Origin of the sequence: uncultured Flavobacterium sp. (genome assembly GCF_937967675.1) — a bacterium.
In the GTDB taxonomy this organism is placed as follows: domain Bacteria; phylum Bacteroidota; class Bacteroidia; order Flavobacteriales; family Flavobacteriaceae; genus Flavobacterium.
This window is the reverse complement of the sequence record NZ_CALBSN010000090.1, coordinates 1-26,890: the sequence shown is the minus strand read 5'-3', so window position 1 is coordinate 26,890 and position 26,890 is coordinate 1. Positions and strand designations below refer to the sequence as shown.

Genomic DNA, 26,890 nt, shown 5'->3' with positions numbered 1-26,890 from the left:
TTCAAAAAATTATATTTAATTTAATAATTTAGCAATGAAAAGCGAAAAAACTCGATAATCGTTCATTATCAATTGATTATCTTTTTAATGAATTTGATACAGAAATGGTATCACACTAAAGAATACTATGAAAGAATTACAATATTTAAACAAATACTTTGTCAAATACAAATATCGCTTCCTACTTGGAATAGTTATTACGATTGTAGCACAAATCTTCTCTTTATTTACTCCAGAGTTAATTGGAAACTCCATAAAAGTAATTGAAGACTACGTAAAAAGTCCAGATGGCGACTTACTTAGCTTTCAAAAATCATTATTTCACAACATTTTGCTGATTTTAGGAACCACAATTATCGCCGGATTTTTCACCTTCTTAATGCGTCAAACTTTGATTGTAATGTCGCGCCATGTGGAATTTGATTTGAAAAACGAAATATTCAATCATTACCAAACCTTATCGCAAAGTTTCTACAAACGCAATCGCACCGGAGATTTAATGAATCGCATTAGCGAAGACGTTGGAAAAGTGAGAATGTATGTAGGTCCAGCCGTAATGTATTCGTTAAATACCTTAATGCGTTTTACAATTGTGGTGATTTACATGTACAACATTTCACCAAAACTAACTTTATATTCTTTATTACCATTACCTCTTTTATCGTATAGTATTTTCAAAATTAGTTCGATGATTCATAAACGTAGTGGCGAATTTCAAAAGAATTTATCAACGCTTTCTTCGTTTACACAAGAAATTTTCTCTGGAATTCGAGTAATTAAAGCCTATGCGATTGAAGGTAAAAAACAAAATGAATTTACTGATTTAAGCAATGAGAGTAGAACAAAAGCAATGGATTTAGCGAGAGTAAATTCGCTTTTTGGTCCGTTAATGATTTTACTTATTGGATTGAGTAACTTGGTTGTAGTTTATGTTGGTGGTTCTATGTACATCAATAACGATCCTGAAATTGCAAGTATTGGAGTTATTGCCCAATTCATTTTATACATCAACATGTTGACTTGGCCAGTAGCTTCTTTGGGTTGGGTTTCTTCATTAGTTCAAGAGGCAGAAGCTTCGCAAAAACGTATTAATGAATTCCTAAAAGAGGAACCTGAAATTAAAAATACGGTTAGCAGTCATACTTCAATTGAAGGCGCAATTAAATTTGATAAAGTTTCTTTTGAATATGAAGACACTAAAATCAAAGCTTTAGACCAAATTTCGTTTGAAGTTAAAAAAGGAAAAACGTTAGCGATTCTAGGAAAAACAGGTTCTGGAAAATCGACTCTTTTAACCTTAATTAGTCGTTTGTATGATACGACTTCAGGAACGGTTTCAATTGACAATAAAGACATCAAAGACTTGAATTTATTTGATTTACGCAATCAGATTAGTGTAGTGCCACAAGATGCTTTCTTGTTTTCGGATAGTATCAAAAATAACATCAAATTCGGGAACGAACATGCTACTGATGAAGAAGTTATGGAAGCCGCTAAAAAAGCCGTAGTTCATGATAACATCATGAATTTCAATCAGCAATATGAAACGGTTTTAGGCGAACGAGGTATTACGCTATCGGGTGGACAAAAGCAACGTGTTTCTATTGCTCGAGCTTTAATTAAAAATGCTCCTGTACTTCTTTTAGACGATTGCTTAAGCGCTGTAGATACCGAAACTGAAGAAACCATTTTGAACAACTTATTAGACTATTGCAAAGACAAAACAACTATAATTGTGAGTCACCGAGTTTCTTCTGCCAAAAATGCGGATTGGATTATCATTTTAGACGAAGGTAAAATTATAGAGCAAGGTACTCATTCTCAACTATTAGACCTTAATGGTTACTACAAAGAGTTATACTTAAAACAACTTTCGGAAAAAGAAATTGAATAAACTTTTGTTTAATCCGATTTTTTTTTAGATTTTTGAGACGCTATAACACTAATTAATTGACAGTAGGATTATGAGAGAAAATGACATGTTAGAAAAAGAAGATATTTTTTCTAAAGTATTGCGTGCAGGAAGAAGAACGTATTTCTTTGATGTAAGAGCTACAAAAGCAGATGATTACTACATTACCATTACTGAAAGTAAAAAGTTTACAGAAGAAGATGGTTCATTTCACTTTAAAAAACACAAAATCTATTTGTACAAAGAAGATTTTGCTGCTTTCAGAGAAATTTTAGATGAAATGACGGATTTTGTTCTTGACCAAAAAGGAGAAGAAGTAATCTCAGAAAGACATCAAAAAGATTTCAAAAGAGAAGTTTATACTGAAGGAAACGATGAAGTAAAATCAGCTGAGAGCTTTACTAATATTGATTTCGACGATATTTAATCTTTTGAATAAATAATATAAATTCCCAAACTCTATTAAGAATTTGGGATTTTTTTTATCCAATACGCAACCCATTTTCAACAGGAATATCAGAAGTCAGCAAAACAATATCGTTTTCCTCGCCTACTGAACCCAACACCAAACACTCGCTCATAAAATCCGCAATTTGTTTTTTTGGAAAATTGACCACGGCAATAATTTGTTTCCCATGCAATTCTTCTTTTGTATAACGCTTGGTAATTTGTGCAGAAGATTTTTTAATTCCTAATTCAACACCAAAATCAATCGTTAATTGATACGCTGGTTTATTTGCTTTTGGAAAATCTTGTACATCTAAGATAGTTCCAATGCGCATTTCTACTCTTTCAAAATCGTTCCAAGTTATCATAGGGTATAAAATAAAAAAGTACAATTTACCGAAGTAAATCATACTTATATTAATTTTTAATTTGATTTTATTTTTTTGATTTTACCTTACATGTATTGATGCCTAAAAACGTGTAAAGCGGGCAAAACTCTAAAGAAGCTGTAACAACCATCATGATTCCTGCACCTAATGCAACCCATTTCATGGTTCCGTCTAACATTCCTGAAAGTCCTAAAATTAAAGCAATCACTCCAATCATAACTCGTAAAAAGCGATCACCAGTACCTACATTTTTCTTCATAATCTAAAGTATTAAGTTTATTTTACTATTGGTTTGTTCTCATTTGTCCAATTGGTAATTCCACCCTCTAAATCAGAAATATTTTTGAATCCCAATTCTTTTAATCGAGTAGCCGCTTTGGAACTTCTTCCTCCAAGTTTACAATAAACCATTACTGGTTTTTCTTTATCTAAACTAGCTACTTTGGCATCAAAATCATCAGCCGTAACATCAATATTTATTGCATTTTCTAAATGACCCTCATTAAATTCTTCTGGCGTACGAACATCTACCAATTGCACATCAGGTTGAGCCATTTTTTTCTCATATTTGGCTACATCCAATACTTGAACACCATCTGCTTGATTCTTCAAACAAGAAGTCAATCCAAAAAATAGGATGACCAAACTCAATACTTTAAATTTCATTCTTTTTATGTTTTTGTTTGTTTTCGTTTATAAATATACAAAAAAAATTAATTCAAATGATTGCTAATTATAGTTGTTAAATCTTTAGCACTCAACACTCCCGATTGACGCCATAACATCTTTCCTGTTTTAAACAACATTAACGTTGGAACACCTCTAACCATAAAATGACTCGCCAAATCTTGGTGTTGGTCAACATTCACTTTTATAATTTTAACAGCATCTTTCAAATCTAACTTCACTTCTTGTAAGATAGGCGACATCATTTTACAAGGTCCACACCAATCGGCATAGAAATCAACTAATACCAAATCGTTACCATTTATAATATCATTAAATTTTGCATTCATAATCGATTTTTTTCTAATTCAAAGATACGATTTGGAATAACTTTCATCTGTAATATTTGTTACACAAACGTAATATGATAATTATCATTTTTTTTTGTTTTGAAGCGCAATAAGTTTGTATGGTGCTAAAAATCTATACTAATGTCAGTCTCAATAGTCCAAAAATATAACGTTCCCGGTCCCCGCTATACCAGTTATCCAACTGTTCCATACTGGGAAGAGGAAAATTTCCACATAGAAGATTGGAAAAAAACATTGTTGCAATCGTTTAAAGAATCTAACAATACAGAAGGTATTAGCTTATATATTCACCTTCCGTTTTGTGAAAGTTTATGTACCTTTTGTGGCTGTAACAAGCGCATTACCAAACGTCATGAAGTGGAAGACCCTTACATTGCAGCTGTTATTAAAGAATGGAAATTATATTGCGATTTATTTCCCAGAAAACCCATAATCAAAGAAATTCACTTAGGTGGTGGTACCCCAACATTCTTTTCTCCGGAAAATCTTGAATACTTAATAAAGGGCATATTTCAATACGCAACTAAAGCTGAAGACCATGAATTTAGCTTTGAAGGACATCCAAACAATACTACTAAACAACATTTACAAACACTTTACAATTTAGGTTTTAGAAGAGTAAGTTTTGGAGTGCAAGATTATTCGCCAAAAGTGCAAGAAGCAATTCATCGAATACAACCCTTTCACAATGTTGCGAAAGTAACATTTTGGGCAAAAGAAATTGGATATACATCTATTGGTCACGACTTAATTTTTGGATTACCATTTCAAACATTAGCCGACGTTAAAGATACAATTGATAAAACCAAATCGTTACAACCCGATAGATTAGCTTTTTACAGTTACGCACACGTGCCATGGATTAAAGGCAACGGTCAACGCGGATTTAAAGACGAAGATTTACCAAAAGACGACGAGAAACGAATGTTGTATGAAGAAGGTAAAAAACAATTGGCACAAAACGGCTACCATGAAATTGGAATGGATCACTTTGCATTAGAAAACGATAGCATGTATACTTCATTCAAAGAAGGAAAACTGCATCGTAATTTCATGGGCTATACCGCTTCAAAAACACAATTAATGATAGGCTTAGGCGTGTCTTCTATTAGTGATAGTTGGTACAGTTTTGCGCAAAATGAAAAAACAATAGAAGATTATTATACGCATTTAGCAGACAATCAATTGCCTATTTTTAGAGGTCACGTTCTAACTTCAGAAGATTTAATTATTAGAAGACATATTTTAAATTTAATGTGCCAATTTACTACCTCATGGAAAGATAAAACTCTAGATTTTCCTGAATTATCATCTGTATTAGCAAGCCTGGAAGAAATGGAAGATGACGGCATTTTAACCATTCAAAATGATAGCATTATGGTAACTGAAAAAGGAAAACCTTTTGTGCGTAATATTTGTATGGCTTTTGATTTACGTTTAATTCGAAAAGCTCCTGAAACAAAACTATTTTCTATGACGATTTAAGTGAATATTATATGAAATGCTACTCTCTATCTTTTTATAACATCCACTTAAATCATTCGTATTTTATATATGCCGGCTTTGACAATTGAAAATCATAAAGCGATAAATTCGTATTCTCAAACGAATTAATCTTATTAATACCATCACCCTCAAATGGAATAGTTGGATAATACGAAAATGAAATTTGAAAACTATTAAATACCAAAAAGTCATTATTGATTAAAGCTCCAATACTAAATTTGGAATATACTTTACTCGAAAACAAAGCTTTTTCGTTTGCCAAAGAACCAAGCGTCATGTTGAAATACGGACTAAATCGAAAACCATACCAACTGCCGGGAATATACGATTGTGTTTGAAAAGAAACAGTCCATTTTTGTGTGCCGTTCAAACGATTATTAAACCCTGGCAAGCCATCCTCGTCAAGTAAAGTCAAACGATCTTTAAATGATTCATCTCGGTTATTTCCCCAAACATAGGTGGGTTTTATAAACTGTCGAAAACGCCAATTTCCTATATTAATTAATGGACTAAAATAATTTAATCCCAACCTAAAAGTAGTTTGTTCGGTTAAGCCTGCATCATAAAAACTTCCCCATTCTGCAAAACCACTAGCATAGCCAAAAGAACATTTTTTCCCATAAGAAACACTTAACCCAGTGTACATTCTTGAGTTACTATTTTTCTCCTGATGCCCAATGATTAGTGCAATATTTTCTCCGTATGGAATATCCTCTGTAATGTAATAATTAAAAACAAATGTATCTTGATAGAATTTTTGTCTCGAAACCCCAATCATTCCAATCCAATTCTTTTCATTTGAAAAATATCTTGTTGGATCTAAACTTAGGCTAGGCGTTATATTAAATTTTTTTTCGTTGTAAGTCAATGCTAAAATTAAATTGGTAAAATAACGCTCCGAATTTGACTTGGGGGTTACTTTTAAGGCTCTTCCATACCAATATTCCTGAAAATCATAGGAAACTTGCTTGGGTGTTATCTCATTTCCTTGTGGAAAAAGCTCCGTCATCAATTGATTTTCATAATAAATACCACCAGCATTTTTTACAATCACAGAATAAAATGGTCTGTTGATATTAATACTCCGTCTGCTATCATTATCAAAATCATTCCCATAGTTAAAGTCAAACCTAACAAATGTATTTTTAATATTATTAATAGAATACTGCGCATAAGTGGCGCGCTCTTTTGTATCAAAACGATTTTTTACATTACCACTTATCAAATGCCCAAATCCTAAAATATTACGCTCAGTTAACTTAGCACTACTTTCTGTTGAAGATAAAGTTCCTGTAGGAATCAAAGTCCACGAATCCAAAACCCTAATTTTAATATCAATGGAGTCTTTATTTTTAGGAATATCAACGGGAACTATAGTAACTTCGCGAATATAACGCTGGCTTCTTATCAAACGTTCTGATTCTAACAATAATTTGGAATCTAATTTATCATACTTTTTAAAAAGAATACTATTTCTTATGGTGACTTCTTTTGTCTTAATATGAACGGTATTACCAAAATGCTCTAATTTGTGTTTTGGAACTTTCTTTTCGTTTGTAACCGAATATCCAAATGGATCTAACGTTTCAATTGTAATATCGCGAATAACCTTTCCTTCTTGATGCTTTTTGACCACTTTAACCTCTTTTTTAGGCTTAAAAGGAACCAAATTCTCCGCTTTTAAAGCAGATTCTTTAAAAATCAACTTGTAAACAAATCTCGAAAATTTACTTTTTTTAGATAAATCATTAATATTTTGATAGACAGAAACACTATCACTTTTTTTTTCAATAGTTTGCGCGTTTCCTTTCAAGGAAATCATACAAATACATAAAAAAAGAATAAGTTTCAATTTCATAGCTGGAGTAAAAACTAAACTTCGACGAAATTATTGTTTAAAAATCGAAAGTAGTAATAAAATTAAGCAAATACAACTAGTTTTCACTCGCAACATGACACAAATACCATTCCAAAAAGTTTATGTACCTTTGCAGCAAATTTAATACCCATGAAAACGTTCCAAGAATTCGATTTACCAAAATCACTACAAAAAGCATTAGACGAATTAGGTTTTGTTCACGCTACACCTATTCAAGAAAAATCGCATGCTGTAATTCTATCAGGAAGAGACGTAATGGGAATTGCACAAACCGGAACAGGTAAAACCTTCGCTTACTTGTTACCAATCCTAAAACAATGGAAATTTCAAAATAACGAATCACCAAGAGTAGTTATTTTAGTTCCAACGCGTGAATTAGTAGTTCAAGTAGCTGAAGAAGTTGAAAAACTGACAAAATATATGAGTGTGAGAACGCTTGGTATATATGGTGGCGTTAACATCAACACACAAAGAAAAGCATTAGCAGAAGGTGTCGATATTTTAGTTGGAACGCCAGGTCGTGTTATGGATTTAGCGCTTGACGGTGTTTTACGTTTCGATTCGCTTCAAAAATTAGTCATTGACGAATTTGACGAAATCTTAAACTTAGGTTTCCGTACGCAATTGACTTCCATTTTAACTATGATGCGTGGCAAAAAACAAAACATCTTATTCTCGGCCACCATGACCGAAGAAGTAGATGAAATGTTAGACGAATATTTTGATTTTCCTGAAGAAGTTTCCTTGGCCCCAAGCGGAACACCATTAGAGCAAATCGAGCAAATTGTATATCAAGTTCCGAATTTCTTAACCAAATTAAATCTACTAAAACATTTAATTCACGAAACAGAAGGAATGGATCGTGTGTTGATTTTCGTAAACAACAAACGTATTGTAGAATTAGTTTCTGAAACCTTAGAAAGCGAATTTCCAGAGCAATTTGGTGTCATTCACTCAAACAAATCACAAAATTACCGTTTGAATACAATGGCAGCATTTCAGGCGGGCGAATTAAGAGGTTTGGTTACAACCGATATCATGGCACGTGGTTTGGATATTTCGGATATTACGCACGTTATCAACTTACAATTTACAGAAGAACCAGAAAAATACATGCACCGCATCGGTAGAACAGGTCGTGCTGATAAAACAGGTGTTGCCATAAGTTTGATTTCACCAAGTGAAGTAGAACCAAAAATTGAGGTAGAATTATTAATGAATACCGAAATCAAAGAACTTCCTATTCCAGAAGATTTAAAAATAGAAGAACGCTATTTAGACTTCGAAAAGGAAAAGAAAAAAATGAAGTTCTTACTAAAAACCCCTAAAAAAGAAGGTGGCGATGCTTTCCATCAAAAGAAAGACAAAAACAAAAAAGTCAACCTAGGCGGTCCAGGAAAACGTACTCCAAGAAAAACAGAATCCAGAAACCGAGCAGTAGAAAGAAAACGCGCGGAGAAGAAAAAGAAGAGATAATATTTTAGTGATCAGTGTTCAGTTTTGAGTTGGCAGAAAAAAATCCGTGTAAATTTCTCAAATCCGTGTCATCCGCGTTCCAAAAAATACTATACAACATTTTCTGAATTCTAATTTCTAAATTCTAAATGGAATTTCGTACTTTTGACAAATTCTAATAATAAATGCAGTTCAAACATCCAGAAATTCTCTACTTCCTTTTTCTGTTGGTTATACCAATTTTGGTGCATTTATTTCAATTACGTCGTTTTAAAAAAGAATATTTTACTAACGTAAAGCTTCTGAAGGAACTTCAAATTCAAACCCGAAAAAGTTCTAAAATCAAGAAATGGTTGTTGTTGGCTACTCGCCTATTGTTGTTAGCTTGCTTAATTATCGCTTTTGCCCAACCTTTTTTTGACGCCAAAGACACCACAAACAAAGGAAACGAACTCATCATTTTATTAGACAACTCGTTTTCAATGCAAGCCAAAGGTGCAAAAGGCGAATTACTCAAACGAAGCATCCAAGATTTATTAGAAGAATTACCCGAAAACCAACAATTCTCATTACTTACGAATTCCGAAGTGTTTTGGGACACCGATATCAAATCCATTCAAAAAGAATTGCAGAATTTAAAGTATTCTGCGATGCCGTTTCAATTGGATTATTTGATCAATCAAGTAGAAACCAAAAAGAAAAACACCAAAAAAGATTACGTTATCATTACCGATGCGATTCAATCGGAAAGCAAAAAAGCATTGAATTTAGCAGAAAATAATGTGGTGTATTTCATCCAACCCGAAGCACAAAACAAAACCAATATCAGTATTGATAAAGTCGTAATTTCACAAGTCTTAGATCAGTTTTACGAACTAAAAATCACGCTTCAAGCTTTTGGAGAAAACGAAAATGAAGTGCCACTTTCTGTTTTCAGTAACAATAAAGCGATTGCCAAAACCATTGCTAAATTTGAAAATCCAAAAACAGAAATTGCAATCACCATTCCAAAAAATGATTTTCACGGAAACATCAATATCGAAGATAACAGCTTAAGCTATGACAACGATTACTATTTAAGCATTTCAAAACCAGAAAAAGCAAATGTAATCGCCATCGGAAATTCAGATAAAAACAATTTCTTAAGTCGCATTTTTACTGCTGATGAATTTAATTTTCAGAGTACGGAATTGGCGACTTTAGATTACAATCAAATCGAAAATCAAGATGCAATTGTGTTAAATGAATTAGAAGATTTGCCAGTTGCTTTAGGAACGACTTTAAAATCATTTTACGAAAAAGGCGGCAATATTGTTTTAATTCCGAATGCGAAAAACACACCTTCTTTATTAAATGCTTTCGCGAAAAACTTCGGTGGATTGAATTATTCCCAACTTTCAACTTCTGGAAAACAAATTACAAAAATCAACTTTAATCATCCGTTATACCAAACGGTTTTTGAGAAAAAAGTGAGCAATTTTCAATATCCAAATGTGAAAGAAAGCTTCACTTTATCAGGAATTACGAACATTTTACAATACGAAGACAACTCGGTTTTTGTGGGTTCGACTACCAATCGATTGGGAACTTTTTACGCTTTTTCGGCTCCGATTAATAAACAAAATAGCAACTTTCAAAATGCACCTTTAATTGTTCCAACCTTTTACAATATGGGACAAAATCAAGGCAAAACAGGAATTAACGCTTATATCATTGGTGAAAACGAAAACCTGATTTTAGAAACTATTTTAGCCAAAGACGAAGTCGTTTCAGTTCAAAAAGATGGTTATAGTTTCATTCCAATGCAACAAATTTTGAATACCAAATGTAAATTATCATTTGGCGATTATCCAGAAGAAGCAGGAAATTTTGATGTGATAAAAGCGAACAATTCGCTAAAGAAAATCAGTTTCAACTATCCAAGAACGGAAAGCGATTTAACGCAAGTTTCGACTGCCAATTTTGAGAATTTCACTAAAGTAAACAACATATCCACCGTTCTAAACGACATTGCTTCTGAACGCACAAGCAATGAAATTTGGAAATGGTTTATCATCGCAACACTACTATTTTTAATAACAGAACTACTAATCCAAAAATTTGTAAAATGACGCAAGTTATTCTAAAACAAGCTAAAATTATCGACGCTTCAAGTCCGTTTCACAACCAAGTAATGGACATTAAAATTGAAAACGGTACGATAACTCAAATAGAAAAAGAAATCACTGCTACTTCAGGTTTTGAAGTCGTAAATATTCCTAATTTACACGTTTCTCAAGGTTGGATGGACAGCTCGGTTTCTTTTGGAGAACCAGGCTACGAAGACCGCGAAACCATAGAAAACGGATTAAAAGTTGCAGCTAAAAGCGGATTTACTGCGGTAGCTTTACAACCGAATTCAAACCCAACCATTGACAATCAAGCGCAAGTGCGATTTGTCTTGGACAGAGCTAAAAATCAAGCGACAACTTTGTATCCCATCGGAGCCTTAACCAAAGGAAGCGAAGGCACAGATTTAGCGGAATTATTCGACATGAAAAACGCTGGAGCCATTGCTTTTGGTGATTATAAAAAAGCCTTACAAAATGCCAACCTTCAAAAAATTGCGTTGCAATACGTACAAGATTTTGATGGAATGTTGATTTCTTTTTGTCAAGATAGTACTTTGAAAGGAGTTGGAATAGCTAATGAAGGTGTTATAAGCACAAAACTTGGTATGAAAGGAATTCCTGCTTTAGCAGAAGAATTGCAAGTGGCACGTAACTTATTTTTATTAGAATACACAGGCGGAAAATTACATATACCAACGATTTCAACTCAAGGAAGCATCAAATTAATCAAAGAAGCAAAAGCAAAAGGATTGAAAGTTACTTGTAGTGTTGCCGTTCACAATTTAGTCTTAAACGACGAAATGTTAATGGGATTCGATACTAGATATAAAGTATTGCCTCCATTACGTGAAGAAGCAACTAGAAAAGCTTTAGTAGAAGGGGTTTTAGATGGAACGATTGATTGTATTACTTCTGACCATAATCCATTAGACATCGAACATAAGAAATTAGAATTCGATTTAGCGAAGGATGGAACCATCGGTTTAGAAAGTGCTTTTGGTGCTTTACTAACGATTTTACCATTTGAAGTTGCAGTTGAAAAATTAAATGCTAATAAACTGGTTTTCAATGTAGAAAATCCATCAATAATAATTAACAACAAAGCCGATATTTCACTTTTCACCACAGAAGATGATTGGACATTTGGAAAAGAAAACATCTTATCAAAATCTAAAAATTCGGATTTCTTAGGACAAAAAATGAAAGGAAAAGCGATCGGAATTTACAACAACGGGCAATTGATAATCAACAATTAATCGATATGAAAGAAGAAATAAATAAAGGTAAACAAACAGCAATTGTAAGCTATTTAACTATTGTAGGGTCAATAATTGCAATATTTATGAATCAAGAAGAAAATCGTAGTGAATTTGCTAGTTTTCACATTAGACAAGCATTAGGTATTTTCTTAACCTTCTTTTTATTAGGATATCCCGTTGGTTACTTTGACAATTGGATGGTTTCGGCTTCATTTTGGATATTCATTTTCATCCTATGGATTTATGGCTTTATCAATTGTTTAAATGGTGAAATGAAAATCGTTCCTTTTTTGGGGGAAATCTATCAAAAATTATTTAAAAGCTTCTAAAAATGAACTTGCACTACTTAATTCAAGAACCAAAAGTTAAACACGATAAAAATCCATTATTAATATTATTTCACGGTTATGGAAGCAATGAAGAAGATTTATTTTCTTTTGCTAGCGAATTACCAAATGATAGTTACATAATTTCAGTTAGAGCACCTTATGATTTGCAACCTTACGGGCACGCTTGGTATGCGATTCATTTTGATGCCGACGAAAATAAATTTTCTGATAATGTTCAAGCGAAACAATCGGTTCAGCTTATTGCTGGTTTTATTGATGAAGTGGTAAAACAATATCCAATCGATGCTAAGAATGTAACCTTAATTGGTTTCAGTCAAGGTGCCATTTTAAGTTATGCTACTGCCCTAACCTTTCCTGAAAAAGTAGCTAAAGTAGTGGCATTAAGTGGTTATTTCAATCAAGAAATTATGCCAGAAGTTATCGATACGAAAGCGATTTCTCATTTAAAATTCTTTGTATCGCATGGTTCGGTTGACCAAGTCATTCCAGTAGATTGGGCAAGAAAAGCAAAACCAGCTTTAGAAAATTTAGGTGTAGAAGTAGAATACCATGAATATCCAGTGGGACATGGTGTAGCGCCTCAGAATTTCTTTGATTTTAAGAATTGGTTATTAAAAAAATCTTAAGTAATCGTTAGATAAACTTTAACCAATTATTCGTTACTTTTGCAATACAAAAAAATAAAAAGCTATGGCATCAATTACATTAGGAGGAAATCCAGTTCACACAAATGGCGAATTGCCAGCAGTAGGTTCAAAAGCTACTGATTTTAATTTAGTAAAAACTGATTTAGGCTCAGCATCTTTAGCAGATTTCGCTGGTTCTAAAGTAGTATTAAACATTTTTCCAAGTGTAGATACGGGAACTTGTGCAGCTTCGGTTAGAAAATTCAATGAAAAAGCAAGTGCTTTAGCTAATACTAAAGTGTTATGTATTTCTAGAGATTTACCATTTGCTCAAAAACGTTTTTGTGGAGCCGAAGGATTAGAAAACGTAATCAACCTTTCCGATTTTAAAGATGGAAATTTTGGTAAAAACTATGGTTTAGAAATTACAGACGGACCTTTAGCAGGTTTGCATTCTCGTGTAGTAATCGTTTTAGACGAAAAAGGAACTATTTTACACACCGAACAAGTTAAAGAAATTGCAGACGAGCCTAATTACGAAGCGGCTTTAGCAGTATTATAAATTACATTTAGACCTAAAGAAAATTTACTTCTTTAGGTCTATTTTATTAAATTGAAAACAAGTAAGATGAAATTCGAAAAAGACGAAACCCTTTTCACAGGAAGATTAAAAAGTATTGGATTTGCCGTTAAAGGCGCAATAAAATTAATTACTACAGAACACAGCGTAATGGTGCAATCATCATTAGCGGTACTAATGACATTTGCTGGTTTCTATGTAGGTATTAACCGTTTTGAATGGATGATGCAAATCCTAGTATTTGGTTTAGTCTTAGGAATTGAAGGTCTTAATACCGCTGTTGAAAAAATAGCCGATTTCGTCCATCCTGATTTTCATGAACGCATTGGATTTATTAAAGATATAGCCGCTGGTGCTGTATTTTTTGCTGCCTTAACTGCTATCGCTATTGGCTGCATTATTTATTTTCCATATTTGTTTTAATTTCGCTACTTTTGTAAAAATTGTTGCGTTTACATGACCAAAAAAACTAGCAAAGACTCCGATAATAGTGTAAGTTCAGAAACCAAGAAAAAATTTTCTTGGGGACTTAGCAGACAACAAAAATTTATTTTTGGAATAGCACTTCTATTTTTCTCGATAGCACTATTACTATCGTTCATTTCATATTTCGTTACAGGATTTAATGATCAAAACATCGTATCCGAATTAAGCAATCGAAATGCAAAAGCCGAAAACTGGCTTGGTAAATTTGGAGCTTATCTAGGTCATTTTTTTATGTACGAAGGGTTCGGTATTGCCTCTTTTATTTTCATTCGTACTTTTTTCTTAACCGGAGCTTATCTTGTTTTAGATATGCCCTTAGGAAAATTAAAGAGAAGCTTTTTCTGGGATTTTTATCTCATCATTTTCCTATCTATCATATTTGGATTTCTATGGGAGTATATTCCGCAACTAGGAGGTGTTGTAGGGTTTGAAATGAATCTTTTCATACAAGATTATATCGGTAAAACAGGAACACTGCTTGTACTATTGTTTGGAATTGTTTTATTTTTAGTTTTCAAAATTAAGATGTCTCCAGAGAGTTTTACTAAAGTCTTTGAAAAACCACAATCCGAATTAAATGAAGAAATTGCTGCTGTAAATACAATAATTCCTGTAAATCAAGAAGCAGAAGCGAATGAAGATGATGAAATCAACACTGATTTACCTTTGACAACTCCTTCTAAAGAAGATTTTATCTTAACAGAGGACGAAGAAGAAATGGGAAATTTCGAGTTGAAAACCTATCCTTCTAATTTTGAAATTAATAAAGAAGCTTTAAAACCTACAATTGCAACTGCTTCTGAGCTAACATTAGATACTAAACCAAAAGTTGAAACTCCTGAAATACAAAATTTTTCTATCGAAGATAGAAGCATTCCTCAAGAAGAATTTGTAAATGAAGATGCTTTTGTAATTGAAAAAGTGGCGGAGGAAGAAGTAGTGGAAGAAAACTTAGCAGCGAAATTGGTACAAGATTTTGGACTATTTGACCCAACATTAGAACTTTCGAATTACCAATTCCCTCCTATCGATTTATTAAAAGAGTATTCTTCTGGAGGCATTACCATTAACCAAGCCGAATTAGAAGAAAACAAAAATAAAATTGTTGATACATTAAAAAATTACAGCATCGGAATTTCACAAATCAAAGCTACGGTTGGACCAACGGTAACCTTGTACGAAATTGTGCCTGATGCTGGTATTCGTATCTCTAAAATCAAAAACTTAGAAGACGATATTGCATTGTCTTTAGCAGCATTAGGAATTCGTATCATCGCTCCAATTCCAGGTAAAGGAACAATTGGTATCGAAGTCCCTAATAACAATCCTACTATGGTTTCAATGAAAAGCGTAATTGCATCTCCTAAATTTCAAACGGCTGAAATGGAGTTACCAATCGCTTTAGGAAAGACTATTTCTAATGAAACTTTTGTAGTAGATTTGGCTAAAATGCCTCACTTATTAATGGCAGGTGCAACAGGTCAAGGAAAATCAGTTGGATTGAATGCCGTGTTAACATCCCTACTGTACAAAAAACATCCAGCTGAAGTAAAATTTGTTTTGGTAGATCCAAAGAAAGTAGAATTAACTTTATTCAATAAAATTGAACGTCATTATTTAGCAAAACTTCCAGATGGTGGCGATGCTATTATTACCGATAACACTAAAGTAATCAATACGTTAAATTCACTATGTATTGAAATGGACAACCGTTATTCTTTGCTTAAAGATGCCATGGTGCGTAACATTAAAGAATACAACGAAAAATTCAGAAACCGCAAATTAAATCCAGAAAACGGACACCGCTTTTTACCTTATATTGTATTAGTAGTCGACGAGTTTGCCGATTTAATTATGACAGCCGGTAAAGAAGTAGAAACACCAATTGCTCGTTTAGCTCAGTTAGCGCGTGCTATTGGAATTCACTTGATTATTGCTACACAACGTCCATCGGTAAACGTAATTACAGGTATTATTAAAGCCAATTTCCCAGCACGTATTGCCTTCCGTGTAACCTCTAAAATTGATTCAAGAACTATTTTAGATAGTCAAGGTGCCGACCAATTAATAGGTCGAGGTGATTTGTTATATACACAAGGAAACGACATTACTCGTGTACAATGTGCATTTGTAGATACACCAGAGGTAGATAAAATTTGTGACTTTATTGGTTCTCAAAAAGCCTATCCTGAAGCCTATTTACTTCCAGAATATGTTGGAGAAGAAAGTGGCATAAAACTTGATATTGATATATCGGAAAGAGATTCTTTGTTTAGAGAAGCAGCAGAAGTTATAGTAACTGCACAACAAGGAAGTGCCTCTTTAATACAACGTAAACTCAAATTAGGTTACAACAGAGCAGGTCGTTTAATTGACCAACTAGAAGCTGCTGGTATTGTAGGACCTTTTGAAGGTAGTAAAGCCCGTTCCGTTTTAATACCTGATTTAATTGCCTTGGAACACTTTTTAAATAATGAACAAAACTAATAATTTTAAAATGACACGTTTTTTACAAATTGCAATTGCACTTTTCATCGGTTTTTCTCTTCAAGCTCAAGATGCTAAAAAAGCAAAAGAGTTACTTGATGAAGTTTCTGCAAAAATAAAATCGTATGATAATATTGTGATTGACTTTAAATATACTTTGAATAATCCTAAAGAAAATATCAACCAAGAGAGCAAAGGAAATGTTGCTCTTCAAGGGAATTTATACAACTTAAATTTCATGGGAGTAACTAAGATTTTCGATGGAAAAAAAGTATATACAATTGTACCTGAAGATGAAGAAATTACAGTTGCAAACTTTGATGAAAAAGATGATAATGCCATTTCTCCAAACAAAATGCTAACCTTTTTTAATACGGGATATAAATATTCATGGGATATTCTTCAAAATGTAAAAGGAAGAAAAATTCAATATGTAAAATTAACTCCTTACAGCAGTAAAGATCAAAGAAAAGAAATTTTAGTAGGTATTGATGTGCAAACAAAACACATCTACACGGTAATTGAAGTGGGGAAAAATGGAACAAAAACCACATTAACTGTTAATTCTTTTAAAACGAATCAGCCTTTATCAAAAAATCATTTTACCTTTACCAAATCAAAATATCCTAATTATTACATCAATAAATTAGACTAATTTCGTTCGGGTGAAAATCTTAGATAAATACATTATTAAATCCTTCATGATTACATTTACTTCGGTATTTGTAATCTTATTTTTTATATTCGTTCTCCAAGGCATTTGGCTATTCATCGCTGAATTAGCTGGTAAAGATTTAGATTTTTTTACCATAGTTAAATTCCTCTCATTTTATGCACCCACCATTGTGCCAATGGTTTTACCTCTATCGGTACTTTTGGCATCAATTATGACATTTGGTAGTTTTGCAGAAAATTATGAGTTTGCCGCTATGAAATCATCAGGTATTTCTCTACAACGCGCAATGAAAATGCTAACGATTACCATTGGAATTTTGTCTTTTGTATCGTTCTTTTTTGCAAATAATGTAATACCTGATGCACAATTCCGGTTTATAAATCTTCGTAAAAATATAGTGCAACAAAAACCTGCAATGGCTATTGCTGAAGGGCAATTCAATACCATTGGCACTTCAAACATTAAAGTAGATAAAAAATCAGGCGATAATGGTGAGTTTTTAGAAGGAGTAACCATGCATGTTAAAAACAATAACATGGGATTAGGCGCTAATACCATCATTAAAGCAAAAAGAGGAATTTTAACAAGCGAAGATGATTCAAACTACCTACAATTAGAATTATACGATGGGTATTATTATGAAGATATTCATCCTAAAAATTACAATGAACGCAAACGACTTCCTTTTGCAAAAAGTAGTTTCAAAAAATATGTTATCAATATCGATTTGACCAAACTGAATACTTCTGAAATAGAAGAAGGAAACATTACATCAGAAAAAATGCTTACGGCTCTTGAATTAAATTACACTTTAGATTCACTACAAAAAAGCTACAACAAAGATGTATTGTCTTATGCAAACAACGTAATAGTAAGAAATGAAATCATTTTCAAAAAAAAGACAACTTCTTCTATTGAAAACCAAAAAATAAATACAACTAAAGGAAATTACAAAAAAGATATTCTGGCACTTTTATCCGATTCAGAAAAAAGACAAGTAATAGAAATGGCTAAAAGTAATGTAGCAAGTATAGAATTTAACATACATTCTAACAAAATAGACCTAGAAGACAAAATAAAAAATATCAATAATCATTGGTTGGCAATTCATGACAAATTTGTAATTGCATACTCCTGTTTACTTATGTTCTTCATAGGTGCACCTTTAGGGGCAATCATTCGTAAAGGAGGACTAGGACTCCCTATTGTATTTGCAATTTTAATTTTTATAACCTTCCATTTTATCAACACCTTTGGTCGTAAAGTTGCCCAACAAGATAGTATTCCTCCTTTTTTAGGAGCTTGGTTGGCTTCTATTTTAATGACGCCATTTGCTATTATACTTACTTATAGAGCTACAAATGACATTGGTATCATGGTGAATTTTGACTGGTTAACTGAACCTTTTAAAAAGCTTTTTAATAAAATAACACAAACTAACATTGACAACAACTAAAATTATGTCAAAAAACATACAACTCAATACTATTGAAGAGGCTATTGAAGACATCCGTCAAGGAAAAGTAATCATAGTAGTAGATGATGAAGACAGAGAAAATGAAGGAGATTTTTTAGCAGCAGCTGAAAAAGTAACTCCCGAAATGATTAATTTTATGGCTACTCATGGTAGAGGTTTAATTTGTGCTCCTCTGACTGAATCTAGATGTAAAGAACTTGATTTACATGCAATGGTGCGTAATAATACTGACCACATGGAAACTGCATTCACTGTTTCAGTAGACTTAAAAGGAAATGGCGTTTCAACAGGTATCTCTGCTTCTGATAGAGCTAAAACCATACAAGCTTTAATTGATCCCAATACAAAACCTTATGATTTAGCCCGCCCTGGACATATTTTTCCCCTTATTGCAAAACAAGGTGGTGTACTAAGACGAACAGGTCATACAGAGGCTGCCATTGATTTTGCTCGTTTAGCAGGATTCAAACCCGCAGGTGTTATCGTTGAAATCATGAACGAAGACGGCACTATGGCACGCTTACCTCAATTAGTTGACGTAGCAAAAAAATTCAATTTAAAACTAGTTTCTATCGAAGCTTTAGTTGCTTACAGAATGCAACATGATAGTTTGATCCAGAAAAAAGAAGATTTCGATATTCAAACTCGATTTGGAACTTTTAGAATGCGTGCTTACTTACAAACCACTAATAAGCAAGTGCATATTGCTTTAACAAAGGGGACTTGGAATGCAGGCGAACCCGTATTAACCCGAATCAATACGACTCAAGTAAACAACGATATTTTAGGTACTCTTACCGATACAACCGATAAAAAACTTGACGATATTTTCCGTAAAATTAATGAAGTAGAAAAAGGAGCTATTATTTTTATCAACCAAGAGGTAAAATCCTTAGAACTATTAGATCGTATTGCCGAATTAAAAGTGTTGCAATCCAATGGAGAAATGCGTGCTCCACAAATTAAAATGGACACTAAAGATTTCGGTATTGGAGCTCAAATACTTCATGATTTAGACATAACCAAAATCGAATTACTTTCCAATAGCTCAGCACCTACCAAAAGAGTGGGTATGATAGGTTACGGCTTAGAAATCACAGATTATGTAAATTATTAGTATAGAGAGCCCCAATTTTTGGGGCTTTTTTTTGAAATATTACGCACTTCACAGTTTGTCATTTCACATAATAATATCCGCACAGCTTGTCAGGCTGATAAGCATCTCTTGGATAAGTGATTGAAGATTGAAGATTAACGATTTATGATTTTTATTTTGGAACACAGATTGAAGAAATTTTAGAAATTTTAAAAATAATCTTTTCGTACTTTGTGAAAAACTTATTGACTTTGCGTTACAATTTACACCGAGCAACACCGAGTTTCTTTTGAAGTGTATTGTGTTGAGAGAGTTGCTCAGAGCGTTTTACTTGTTTTGGAACGCGGATAAAACGGGTCCGCCTAGGCGGAACGCTGGTGGTCACGGATTTTTTTTTAAAACACATAAGCACAATAGATTTACTTCGTGGTGATTTTTAGTTTGAAGATTAGGTCGTTTCACTTTTCATAGTTCACATAAGACTAACCGCATAGTTTGTCATGCTGTTAAGCATCTCTTGGATAAGTGATAGTTTGTTACATAGTGTTTTACACCGAGCAACACCGAGTTTCTTTTGAAGTGTATTGCGTTGGGAGAGCTACACAGAGCGTTTTACTTGTTTTGGAACGCGGATAAAACGGGTCCGCCTAGGCGGAACGCTGGTGGTCACGGATTTTTTTTTAAAACACATAAGCACAATAGATTTACTTCGTGGTGATTTTTAGTTTGAAGATTAGGTCGTTTCACTTTTCATAGTTCACACATAAGCCAAACCGCATAGTTTGTCATGCTGATAAGCATCTCTTGTATGAGTGATATTTTATTAAAACAAATAGCCACAGTGGTTTTGTACTCGTAGTGCTTTCTTTGTGCCCTTTGTGGTTAAGTTTCACACAAAACGTTTCCTTTTTGAATTTGATTTTTGAACTTGCCCTTGCCATTGTTTTAGAACGCAGATGACAAAAAGATGTACTTGTTAGATATATTCTTTTTCTAATCCCTTTTCCCTTTTTACTTTTCCCTTTTCCCTTTTTACTTTTCCCTTTTCCCTTTTCCCTTTTTACTTTTTCCTTTTCCCTTTTCCCTTTTTCCTTTTTCCTTTTTACTTTTCCCTTTTTACTTCCCCATCACCCATCCCATTACTACTCAAAAATATTCATTTCCTCATTGTATATCGGACTCTCAATATGTAAAAAATTCAAAACACTATGGAAAACGTTGTATTGCGATAAAGTTTCTAACTTTTTTACTTTCTTTTTACTCGAATCTGACACCCATACAATAAAAGGAATTTCATATTGCTCTTTTGGCGCAATACTCATAGGAATTCCGTGCATGTATAAGTTCTTTTCTCCCAAAGATTCTCCATGATCAGAAACAAAAAGCATAGTACTTTTAAAAGAATCTAATTGCTTTAATGATTCAATGGTTTTATGTAAAATATAATCGGTATACACAATAGTATTGTCATATGCATTTATAAGTTCGGCTTGAGAACAATTTGCTAATTCTACACTTTGACAAACAGGTGTAAACTCTTCAAATTGAGGTGGATATTTCTTATTATAACTAGGACCATGACTCGTACTTGTGTGTAATACAATCAAAATTTTATTCTTTTTACTGGCTAATATCTGTTCCTTTAATCCATTTAAAAGAACTTCATCATAATGGCAGTAATCTTCTTTACAATTAGCTTGTAAAAATGCTCTATCCTGATAATTTTTAATATGCACAGGTGGCTCACCCCAGTTGGTAGTACGCCAAATAACCTCTACATCATTACGATATAAGTAATTAGGTAAAATTTCATACAAATCATTTGTCTCTTTGTGATCTAAAATACTTTTTACACCTGCAGTTGTGTAAGTGGCACTAGAATTGGCATCAAAATGGAATAAATTTTGAGTTTTAGACAACAATGGATTTGTGTTTTTACTGTAACCATATAAAGAAAAGTTTTGTCTTCGAGCCGATTCTCCAATGATTAAAACTACAATTGCTTTTTCATTATCCTTAATTTTTGCATCTGGAAGTAAAATTTCCTTCTCATTTTTTTTATGTTGATGAATATAAAAAAGAGACGTATTTACTACATACGACCAAGGCATTGCTAATCCTCCTAACTTTTTTGAATTCTTATCAATCCATAACCAATTACTTGCATTAACAAAAACCAAAAACAAGGCAGACAATAAGGTAAGCGATGATAGTATCGAAAACTGCTTTAGTGATACACTTTCAATTTTACTTTTAACAATCAAATAACTTGGTAAAACTCCCAAGAAAATAAGATAAAGTACCAATTTTAATGAAAAATAACTGCTCGACTCCTCATAATTGGTATTCAATACATTACCTATCATACTCTCATCTATAATTATACCATAGGTTGAAACGAAGTAAAAAGCAATGGAATTAAATAAAAAGAATAATACGAGTATAAATTTCCCTATTCGTTGTGATAAAAATAAAAGTAAAAAAAACACAAAAGCATTTAACAATATCATGAGTACTACCAAACTCGTTATCACAAAAAAACCACTAAGGCTTTTGTAATTGATATTTTCAAATACAAAATTAAAAAAAGGAATATGAAAAAATAAGAAGTTAAGACAACTGATAATTAAAATAAAAGGGAGAATCTTGAAGTTATTTTTTAATGTAAACATAAATAAATTTATAAAGAGCCACAAATAAACTAATTAATACCAAATAAAACACTAAACTTTTTTCATAATAAATTTTTATTGAAACGGAAACACAACAGGCAATAATAGCAATAATAAATAGCGGAGTAAATTTCTTAAAACAAAACCAGTTCCAAATTTTATATCTTCTAGTAATTAGTATTCCTAACACCCCTGAACAATATCCAATAAGACTTCCTATTAAAACATCAAAAGGAAAATGAGCTCCAACTGCAACTCTAGATAATCCAATTAAATACCCAAAACCAAGTAGAAGAAAAATCCAAATGCCTTTATATATGATTTTTTTTGGCATAAAAGCAAAAAGAATTATAGTTAAAATCGTAAAAACGGTAACGGTATGTCCAGAGGGTAAGCTACTAAAACCATCTAAGGTTCTTCCTACAATAATAAAACTATCCTTATTTAAAATTTCGGCAGGTCTAGGTATTGAAAACAACTCTTTTAAAAACTTACATAAAACTGCAGAAACTAGCAAAGCAGATAACAACGATTCCCAAAATTTAGGTGCATAAATTACCAATAAAATTAAAAAAGATAAAAATATAGAAGCATCACCTAATTGCGTCAAATTAAAAGCAGTTGCCTCATATTTTCCAAAATAATGATTCAAAACATAAAACCAATCCTTTTGAATTGCTACATAACCTTGAACACTAAAGGCATCATTCATTAAAAAAAATAAAACTAGAATTAGAATGATAAAAAATGGAAATAAAAATAATCTAGGATTTATTTTATTAAAATTGGTAATTACGACTTCGTTCATTTTAAATAATTAATTCGTTAAAAATAAAAAAAAATCAAAATAGTTACATTTTTTTATAAAAATTAATGATATCTTAATTTATATTTAAAAAACTAACATTCTAAATTAAAGAGTAAAAAATACCCACTGAAATATATTTCAATACGGCTTAGAAATTACAGATTACATAAATTATTAATATAAAACGCTCAAGATAACTTGAGCGTTTTTTTATGTAATTGATAAATTATCTCGAAAACTACGAATTTGATAATGCACTCTATAGTGCTCATAATTATTATAATAATCCTGAGGAGTTACTCCTACAATTTCTCTAAAGCTTGTATAAAAAGGATTGTAAGAAGCAAAACCAACTAATCTTGCTAAAGAATCAAATGTGTTATGACTCAAATAACCTTCATCTATTAATCCTAATGCATCCTCAATTCTAACAGCCTTTTTAAAATCTGAAAACGAAATTTCTGAATAATATTTAAAAAGAAAAGTAAGATGGCTTTTAGGAATATCAAGTTTATATGCTAAATCACCTAATGAAATTTTTGCATCTCTAAATAATTTAGAATGCTTTTTAACATCATCAAGCGTATCTTTATATCCCTCTAATAAATTAATTATCTTTTTTTGCAATTTTAAATCCTGAACATTTGTTATGACAAAACCTTCATCTCTTTTCCACATTGTTGATATAGTGATAACTTTCTCTGATGAAGAAATATCTACTTTATGATACAAATATCCTTTGAGAACTTCAGGAAAAATTAATATCCGTAAAAAAATAAACAACCAAATACTGCATGATATCCAAATAAAAGACCTTCCATATTCATAATGATTATTTGTTACTTCTAAAAACAATGAAATCATCAATCGAAGACCCATTAAAAATAATAAAGAAAATAAAAAAATAGTCCATTTCTTAATTATTTTATTTTGCTTATTTATAAATGAAATTGGACTGCTTTTACTCCAAACACCTCTACGCAAAATTTCGTAATTATATACAATATAAAAAACAATATAAATCAGAAAAAAAGAAAGAAAAATACGATTTTTAAATGGTATTGCTAAGAGTTGATGATCATCTAAAAAATCAATAATTATAAATGCTAATGGTATAACCATATGATAAGCATCAGAAGTTATTATCTTTTTTCGATTTGTAACTAAATTATTAAAATATAAAAAGGTTAAAGGAATAACTATAATCAAAACATTATTATAATTATTTAAAATTATATTAAGATATAAAGGATTAAACAAACTTAAAAATCCAATAACCAAAAATCGAACTACAATTATCGAAAAAATCAAAATTAAATATACGTTAGCTATATAATTTGATTTAAAACGTATAAAAATTTGAGCAATAGCTAATAACCCTATCAAACCTGTTGAGAAGACAAATAAATTTTCAAGCATACTTAGATTATAAAGAATTAATACTCAAAAAAAATATGTTCTTTAGGGGAAAAAAAATAATTAATCATGTAAAGATATAAAAAGTTTTCTTTGTACTAATTGTTTTTAACAACAACTATTCTATACATACAATTTAAAAAATCCGTTACTAAAACATTAAAAATTGTTATTAAAAGTTCATAAAAATTATTTCAAAATCTACACTCCCTTTTTTAAAATGAAGCGAATCGTAAATTGCATACAAATTACAAAATATGGTAAAAAAAATCGCACTACTACTTTTAAGTGTTACTGCAAGCGCTCAAGAACTTCATCATCAAATGGTGGCCAGTCAAGGGCAAAATGTCCTTTTAGAAAGTGGCATTGCAGTCAGACAATCTATCGGACAGCAAAGTGTAATTGGAAGTTACTCAAATAACCAAATTCGAGTAGAACAAGGTTTCCAACAATCTGCTCTTAAAATGAGTACCAATGCTACGCTAGCTAACGATATTAAAATTACCGTTTATCCAAACCCATTTATAAATAGGATAAACTTTCAGTTTTCAAAACCACTTAATGAAAACGTAAGCATCACATTTTTTGATGTATTAGGCAGAATCATTTATGCTAAGGAAAGTTCATTAAACGAAACAACTTTAACACTTAATGATTTAAATTTTGCCGACGGAAAATACATTGTAAAAGTTGCTACTAAAAATTACTATTACACAATTAATTTATTGAAAACACAATGAGAAAAAAATTACTATTCTTCTTAACAATCCTTTTCATTTCAAATTCTTTTGCCCAAGAATTATACCTAAATATGGGAAATAATTTTACAAAATATGAATTTGAAACAAACGGACAATCCATGTCTACTAAATTACAAAGTGGTACTGGAACTACTTATGAAATAGGATACGCTATACCTATTCGAAACAAAGATTTCATGTACTCATTTGCTGTTACTCTCAATAATTTCAATGCAGTAGCAGGTAATGCCGCAAATTCATATGAATGGAATACTAAATATCTTGGTGCTCAATCAAGCATACAGTACAATCACAAAATATCTTCTTTCTTTAGCCTTACAGCTAAAGGTGGTATTAATCTATCAACCATTATTTACGGTAAACAAAATACAGATGGTGAAATTTTCGACCTTATAAAACAAAAAGAATTCTCTGGATTATTTGTAGGAGCATCTGGAAGTATTCACACTAATTACAAATTAAATAATGTGGGGTTCATTAGTTTAGGCTATGGATATTTATATTCGATTAATACCTCAAATAATACTAATGAAAAATTAGCCTTTAAAACCAATCAAATTTTATTAGGTATCCATTTTACTATAAATCATTAATTCTATTTTATGAAAAAGATACTATTATTATTCTTGCTTTCTGTTACACCTTTGTTGCACGCTCAAACAAATGGTATAACCTATCAAGCAGTTATTTATAAACCTAATGGCGATGCAAATCCTGGGGTTAATAATACTAATGTGCCTTTAGCGCTTAAAAATGTATGTCTTCAATTTGCAATTGTAGATAACAGCAATCAATCAGAGTATGTGGAGAATATTACCACACAAACAGATAAATTTGGAATGGTAAATTTACTTATAGGCTCTGGAAATCAAGTAGACGGTTATGCCAGTTCTTTTAACAATATCAACTGGAACACTACGATAAAAAGTTTAGTGGTTCGATTAGATATATCTGGCAACTGTTCTAATTTTGAAGAAATTAGTAACCAACCATTCTCTGTTGTTCCTTTTTCTTACAACAGTTTTAATGCTACAAATGCTACCAATATTACTGGCGTAGTTACTATTGAAAATGGAGGAACAAACGGAACTACTATTTTAGAAGCTAAAACTAATTTAGGTTTAGACCAAGTAGAGAATACTAGCGATCTAAATAAACCAATTAGTACAGCTACTCAAAACGCTTTAAATACAAAAGAAAATAGTAGTAACAAATCTACTGACGCTACTTTAGCTGACGCTACTAACACAAAATTCCCAACAGAACTAGCTGTTAAAACATATGTAGACGGTCAAGTGGTATCGGTTACTAATAACACTACTACTGCTATAGCTGCTGTTCAAGCCGATGTAGACGCTAACGAAGCTGCTGCAAATGCCGCTATCGCACTTAAAGAAGATGCCATTAACAAATCTACTGACGCTACTTTAGCTGACGCTACTAACACAAAATTCCCAACA

General features: G+C 31.9%; 25 protein-coding genes. 17 read left to right on the top strand and 8 right to left on the bottom strand.

Going from position 1 to position 26,890, the window contains the following annotated elements; translation table 11 throughout:
• Positions 1-127: 127 nt before the first annotated feature.
• Positions 128-1,894: an ABC transporter ATP-binding protein gene (locus tag Q0075_RS06340; protein ID WP_297868772.1), complete on the top strand. Its 1,767-nt coding sequence runs from the start codon at positions 128-130 to the stop codon at positions 1,892-1,894.
• 70 nt (positions 1,895-1,964) lie between these two features.
• The gene (locus Q0075_RS06335; RefSeq protein ID WP_291108978.1) at positions 1,965-2,339 is read left to right on the top strand and encodes a PUR family DNA/RNA-binding protein; all 375 of its coding nucleotides are present in this window, start codon (positions 1,965-1,967) and stop codon (positions 2,337-2,339) included.
• A 55-nt stretch (positions 2,340-2,394) separates the two neighbouring features.
• Here the strand turns inward: Q0075_RS06335 and Q0075_RS06330 are convergent, their stop codons facing one another.
• The 4 genes from Q0075_RS06330 to trxA all read right to left on the bottom strand — a co-directional run bounded on the left by Q0075_RS06330 (position 2,395) and on the right by trxA (position 3,764).
• Positions 2,395-2,727: a tRNA-binding protein gene (locus Q0075_RS06330; RefSeq protein WP_297868771.1), complete on the bottom strand. Its 333-nt coding sequence runs from the start codon at positions 2,725-2,727 to the stop codon at positions 2,395-2,397.
• A gap of 67 nt (positions 2,728-2,794) precedes the next feature.
• Positions 2,795-3,007 (bottom strand): DUF2892 domain-containing protein, encoded by a 213-nt coding sequence (locus tag Q0075_RS06325; protein ID WP_291108974.1) that lies wholly within the window; start codon positions 3,005-3,007, stop codon positions 2,795-2,797.
• 17 nt (positions 3,008-3,024) lie between these two features.
• Entirely contained in the window at positions 3,025-3,414 is a 390-nt protein-coding gene (locus Q0075_RS06320; RefSeq protein ID WP_297868770.1) for a rhodanese-like domain-containing protein, read from the bottom strand.
• Between the two features lie 47 nt (positions 3,415-3,461).
• Complete coding sequence (trxA, locus tag Q0075_RS06315) at positions 3,462-3,764, bottom strand: thioredoxin (protein WP_297868769.1); 303 nt, start codon at positions 3,762-3,764, stop codon at positions 3,462-3,464.
• Between the two features lie 141 nt (positions 3,765-3,905).
• Between trxA and hemN the strand changes: the two genes are divergently transcribed.
• Complete coding sequence (gene hemN, locus Q0075_RS06310; protein WP_297868768.1) at positions 3,906-5,270, top strand: oxygen-independent coproporphyrinogen III oxidase; 1,365 nt, start codon at positions 3,906-3,908, stop codon at positions 5,268-5,270.
• A gap of 52 nt (positions 5,271-5,322) precedes the next feature.
• Here hemN and Q0075_RS06305 read toward each other — a convergent pair whose 3' ends face one another.
• Positions 5,323-7,149 (bottom strand): hypothetical protein, encoded by a 1,827-nt coding sequence (locus tag Q0075_RS06305; RefSeq protein ID WP_297868767.1) that lies wholly within the window; start codon positions 7,147-7,149, stop codon positions 5,323-5,325.
• Positions 7,150-7,299: 150 nt separating this feature from the next.
• Here Q0075_RS06305 and Q0075_RS06300 point away from each other — a divergent pair, with 150 nt between their 5' ends.
• The 11 genes from Q0075_RS06300 (at position 7,300) to ribB (ending at position 19,794) form a co-directional block, all read left to right on the top strand.
• Positions 7,300-8,646 carry a DEAD/DEAH box helicase gene (locus Q0075_RS06300; RefSeq protein WP_297868766.1) on the top strand — a complete coding sequence of 449 codons (1,347 nt, stop codon included), beginning with the start codon at positions 7,300-7,302 and terminating at the stop codon, positions 8,644-8,646.
• 164 nt (positions 8,647-8,810) lie between these two features.
• Positions 8,811-10,736: a BatA and WFA domain-containing protein gene (locus Q0075_RS06295; RefSeq protein ID WP_297868765.1), complete on the top strand. Its 1,926-nt coding sequence runs from the start codon at positions 8,811-8,813 to the stop codon at positions 10,734-10,736.
• Complete coding sequence (locus tag Q0075_RS06290) at positions 10,733-11,992, top strand: dihydroorotase (RefSeq protein ID WP_297868764.1); 1,260 nt, start codon at positions 10,733-10,735, stop codon at positions 11,990-11,992. The genes Q0075_RS06295 and Q0075_RS06290 overlap by 4 nt, the downstream gene beginning before the upstream one ends.
• A gap of 5 nt (positions 11,993-11,997) precedes the next feature.
• Positions 11,998-12,324 carry a hypothetical protein gene (locus tag Q0075_RS06285; RefSeq protein WP_291106466.1) on the top strand — a complete coding sequence of 109 codons (327 nt, stop codon included), beginning with the start codon at positions 11,998-12,000 and terminating at the stop codon, positions 12,322-12,324.
• 2 nt (positions 12,325-12,326) lie between these two features.
• On the top strand, positions 12,327-12,971 hold the full coding sequence (locus tag Q0075_RS06280) for an alpha/beta fold hydrolase (protein ID WP_291106464.1): 645 nt from the start codon (positions 12,327-12,329) through the stop codon (positions 12,969-12,971).
• A gap of 64 nt (positions 12,972-13,035) precedes the next feature.
• Positions 13,036-13,533 (top strand): thiol peroxidase, encoded by a 498-nt coding sequence (tpx, locus tag Q0075_RS06275; protein WP_297868763.1) that lies wholly within the window; start codon positions 13,036-13,038, stop codon positions 13,531-13,533.
• 66 nt (positions 13,534-13,599) lie between these two features.
• Positions 13,600-13,974: a diacylglycerol kinase family protein gene (locus tag Q0075_RS06270; protein ID WP_291106460.1), complete on the top strand. Its 375-nt coding sequence runs from the start codon at positions 13,600-13,602 to the stop codon at positions 13,972-13,974.
• 33 nt (positions 13,975-14,007) lie between these two features.
• Positions 14,008-16,524 carry a DNA translocase FtsK gene (locus tag Q0075_RS06265; RefSeq protein ID WP_297868762.1) on the top strand — a complete coding sequence of 839 codons (2,517 nt, stop codon included), beginning with the start codon at positions 14,008-14,010 and terminating at the stop codon, positions 16,522-16,524.
• Positions 16,511-17,179 (top strand): outer membrane lipoprotein carrier protein LolA, encoded by a 669-nt coding sequence (locus tag Q0075_RS06260; RefSeq protein ID WP_366798246.1) that lies wholly within the window; start codon positions 16,511-16,513, stop codon positions 17,177-17,179. Before Q0075_RS06265 ends, Q0075_RS06260 begins: the two co-directional genes overlap by 14 nt.
• A 10-nt stretch (positions 17,180-17,189) precedes the next feature.
• The gene (locus Q0075_RS06255; RefSeq protein WP_297868760.1) at positions 17,190-18,656 is read left to right on the top strand and encodes an LptF/LptG family permease; all 1,467 of its coding nucleotides are present in this window, start codon (positions 17,190-17,192) and stop codon (positions 18,654-18,656) included.
• Positions 18,657-18,660: 4 nt separating this feature from the next.
• A complete protein-coding gene (gene ribB / locus Q0075_RS06250) occupies positions 18,661-19,794 on the top strand; it encodes a 3,4-dihydroxy-2-butanone-4-phosphate synthase (protein WP_297868759.1) in 1,134 nt (377 codons plus the stop codon).
• A 1,121-nt stretch (positions 19,795-20,915) separates the two neighbouring features.
• Here the strand turns inward: ribB and eptA are convergent.
• The 3 genes from eptA to Q0075_RS06235 form a co-directional block, all read right to left on the bottom strand.
• Complete coding sequence (gene eptA, locus Q0075_RS06245) at positions 20,916-22,445, bottom strand: phosphoethanolamine--lipid A transferase EptA (protein WP_297868758.1); 1,530 nt, start codon at positions 22,443-22,445, stop codon at positions 20,916-20,918.
• Positions 22,426-23,253, bottom strand: coding sequence for a phosphatase PAP2 family protein (locus Q0075_RS06240; protein WP_297868757.1), 828 nt, complete (start codon positions 23,251-23,253; stop codon positions 22,426-22,428). Before Q0075_RS06240 ends, eptA begins: the two co-directional genes overlap by 20 nt.
• Positions 23,254-23,463: 210 nt before the next feature.
• Positions 23,464-24,672 (bottom strand): AraC family transcriptional regulator, encoded by a 1,209-nt coding sequence (locus tag Q0075_RS06235; protein WP_297868756.1) that lies wholly within the window; start codon positions 24,670-24,672, stop codon positions 23,464-23,466.
• A gap of 254 nt (positions 24,673-24,926) precedes the next feature.
• On the opposite strand from Q0075_RS06235, the gene Q0075_RS06230 reads away from it, so the two are divergent.
• The 3 genes from Q0075_RS06230 to Q0075_RS06220 all read left to right on the top strand — a co-directional run.
• Positions 24,927-25,409, top strand: coding sequence for a T9SS type A sorting domain-containing protein (locus Q0075_RS06230; protein ID WP_291106445.1), 483 nt, complete (start codon positions 24,927-24,929; stop codon positions 25,407-25,409).
• Positions 25,406-26,023, top strand: a complete 618-nt coding sequence (locus Q0075_RS06225) for a hypothetical protein (RefSeq protein WP_291106443.1) — start codon at positions 25,406-25,408, stop codon at positions 26,021-26,023. The genes Q0075_RS06230 and Q0075_RS06225 overlap by 4 nt, the downstream gene beginning before the upstream one ends.
• Before the next feature lie 9 nt (positions 26,024-26,032).
• Positions 26,033-26,890: hypothetical protein (locus Q0075_RS06220; protein WP_297868755.1), on the top strand; the 858-nt coding region annotated here is incomplete at its 3' end.

Excerpts from the sequence above, each read along its gene's own strand:
- Q0075_RS06240 (WP_297868757.1), bottom strand. The coding sequence starts at position 23,253 with ATGAACGAAGTCGTAATTACCAATTTTAATAAAATAAATCCTAGATTA.
- tpx (WP_297868763.1), top strand. The coding sequence starts at position 13,036 with ATGGCATCAATTACATTAGGAGGAAATCCAGTTCACACAAATGGCGAA.
- Q0075_RS06285 (WP_291106466.1), top strand. The coding sequence starts at position 11,998 with ATGAAAGAAGAAATAAATAAAGGTAAACAAACAGCAATTGTAAGCTAT.
- Q0075_RS06230 (WP_291106445.1), top strand. The coding sequence starts at position 24,927 with ATGGTAAAAAAAATCGCACTACTACTTTTAAGTGTTACTGCAAGCGCT.
- Q0075_RS06225 (WP_291106443.1), top strand. The coding sequence starts at position 25,406 with ATGAGAAAAAAATTACTATTCTTCTTAACAATCCTTTTCATTTCAAAT.
- Q0075_RS06295 (WP_297868765.1), top strand. The coding sequence starts at position 8,811 with ATGCAGTTCAAACATCCAGAAATTCTCTACTTCCTTTTTCTGTTGGTT.
- Q0075_RS06260 (WP_366798246.1), top strand. The coding sequence starts at position 16,511 with ATGAACAAAACTAATAATTTTAAAATGACACGTTTTTTACAAATTGCA.
- eptA (WP_297868758.1), bottom strand. The coding sequence starts at position 22,445 with ATGTTTACATTAAAAAATAACTTCAAGATTCTCCCTTTTATTTTAATT.
- trxA (WP_297868769.1), bottom strand. The coding sequence starts at position 3,764 with ATGAATGCAAAATTTAATGATATTATAAATGGTAACGATTTGGTATTA.
- Q0075_RS06335 (WP_291108978.1), top strand. The coding sequence starts at position 1,965 with ATGAGAGAAAATGACATGTTAGAAAAAGAAGATATTTTTTCTAAAGTA.
- Q0075_RS06340 (WP_297868772.1), top strand. The coding sequence starts at position 128 with ATGAAAGAATTACAATATTTAAACAAATACTTTGTCAAATACAAATAT.
- Q0075_RS06320 (WP_297868770.1), bottom strand. The coding sequence starts at position 3,414 with ATGAAATTTAAAGTATTGAGTTTGGTCATCCTATTTTTTGGATTGACT.
- ribB (WP_297868759.1), top strand. The coding sequence starts at position 18,661 with ATGTCAAAAAACATACAACTCAATACTATTGAAGAGGCTATTGAAGAC.
- hemN (WP_297868768.1), top strand. The coding sequence starts at position 3,906 with ATGTCAGTCTCAATAGTCCAAAAATATAACGTTCCCGGTCCCCGCTAT.
- Q0075_RS06235 (WP_297868756.1), bottom strand. The coding sequence starts at position 24,672 with ATGCTTGAAAATTTATTTGTCTTCTCAACAGGTTTGATAGGGTTATTA.
- Q0075_RS06270 (WP_291106460.1), top strand. The coding sequence starts at position 13,600 with ATGAAATTCGAAAAAGACGAAACCCTTTTCACAGGAAGATTAAAAAGT.
- Q0075_RS06305 (WP_297868767.1), bottom strand. The coding sequence starts at position 7,149 with ATGAAATTGAAACTTATTCTTTTTTTATGTATTTGTATGATTTCCTTG.
- Q0075_RS06265 (WP_297868762.1), top strand. The coding sequence starts at position 14,008 with ATGACCAAAAAAACTAGCAAAGACTCCGATAATAGTGTAAGTTCAGAA.
- Q0075_RS06290 (WP_297868764.1), top strand. The coding sequence starts at position 10,733 with ATGACGCAAGTTATTCTAAAACAAGCTAAAATTATCGACGCTTCAAGT.
- Q0075_RS06325 (WP_291108974.1), bottom strand. The coding sequence starts at position 3,007 with ATGAAGAAAAATGTAGGTACTGGTGATCGCTTTTTACGAGTTATGATT.
- Q0075_RS06330 (WP_297868771.1), bottom strand. The coding sequence starts at position 2,727 with ATGATAACTTGGAACGATTTTGAAAGAGTAGAAATGCGCATTGGAACT.
- Q0075_RS06300 (WP_297868766.1), top strand. The coding sequence starts at position 7,300 with ATGAAAACGTTCCAAGAATTCGATTTACCAAAATCACTACAAAAAGCA.
- Q0075_RS06280 (WP_291106464.1), top strand. The coding sequence starts at position 12,327 with ATGAACTTGCACTACTTAATTCAAGAACCAAAAGTTAAACACGATAAA.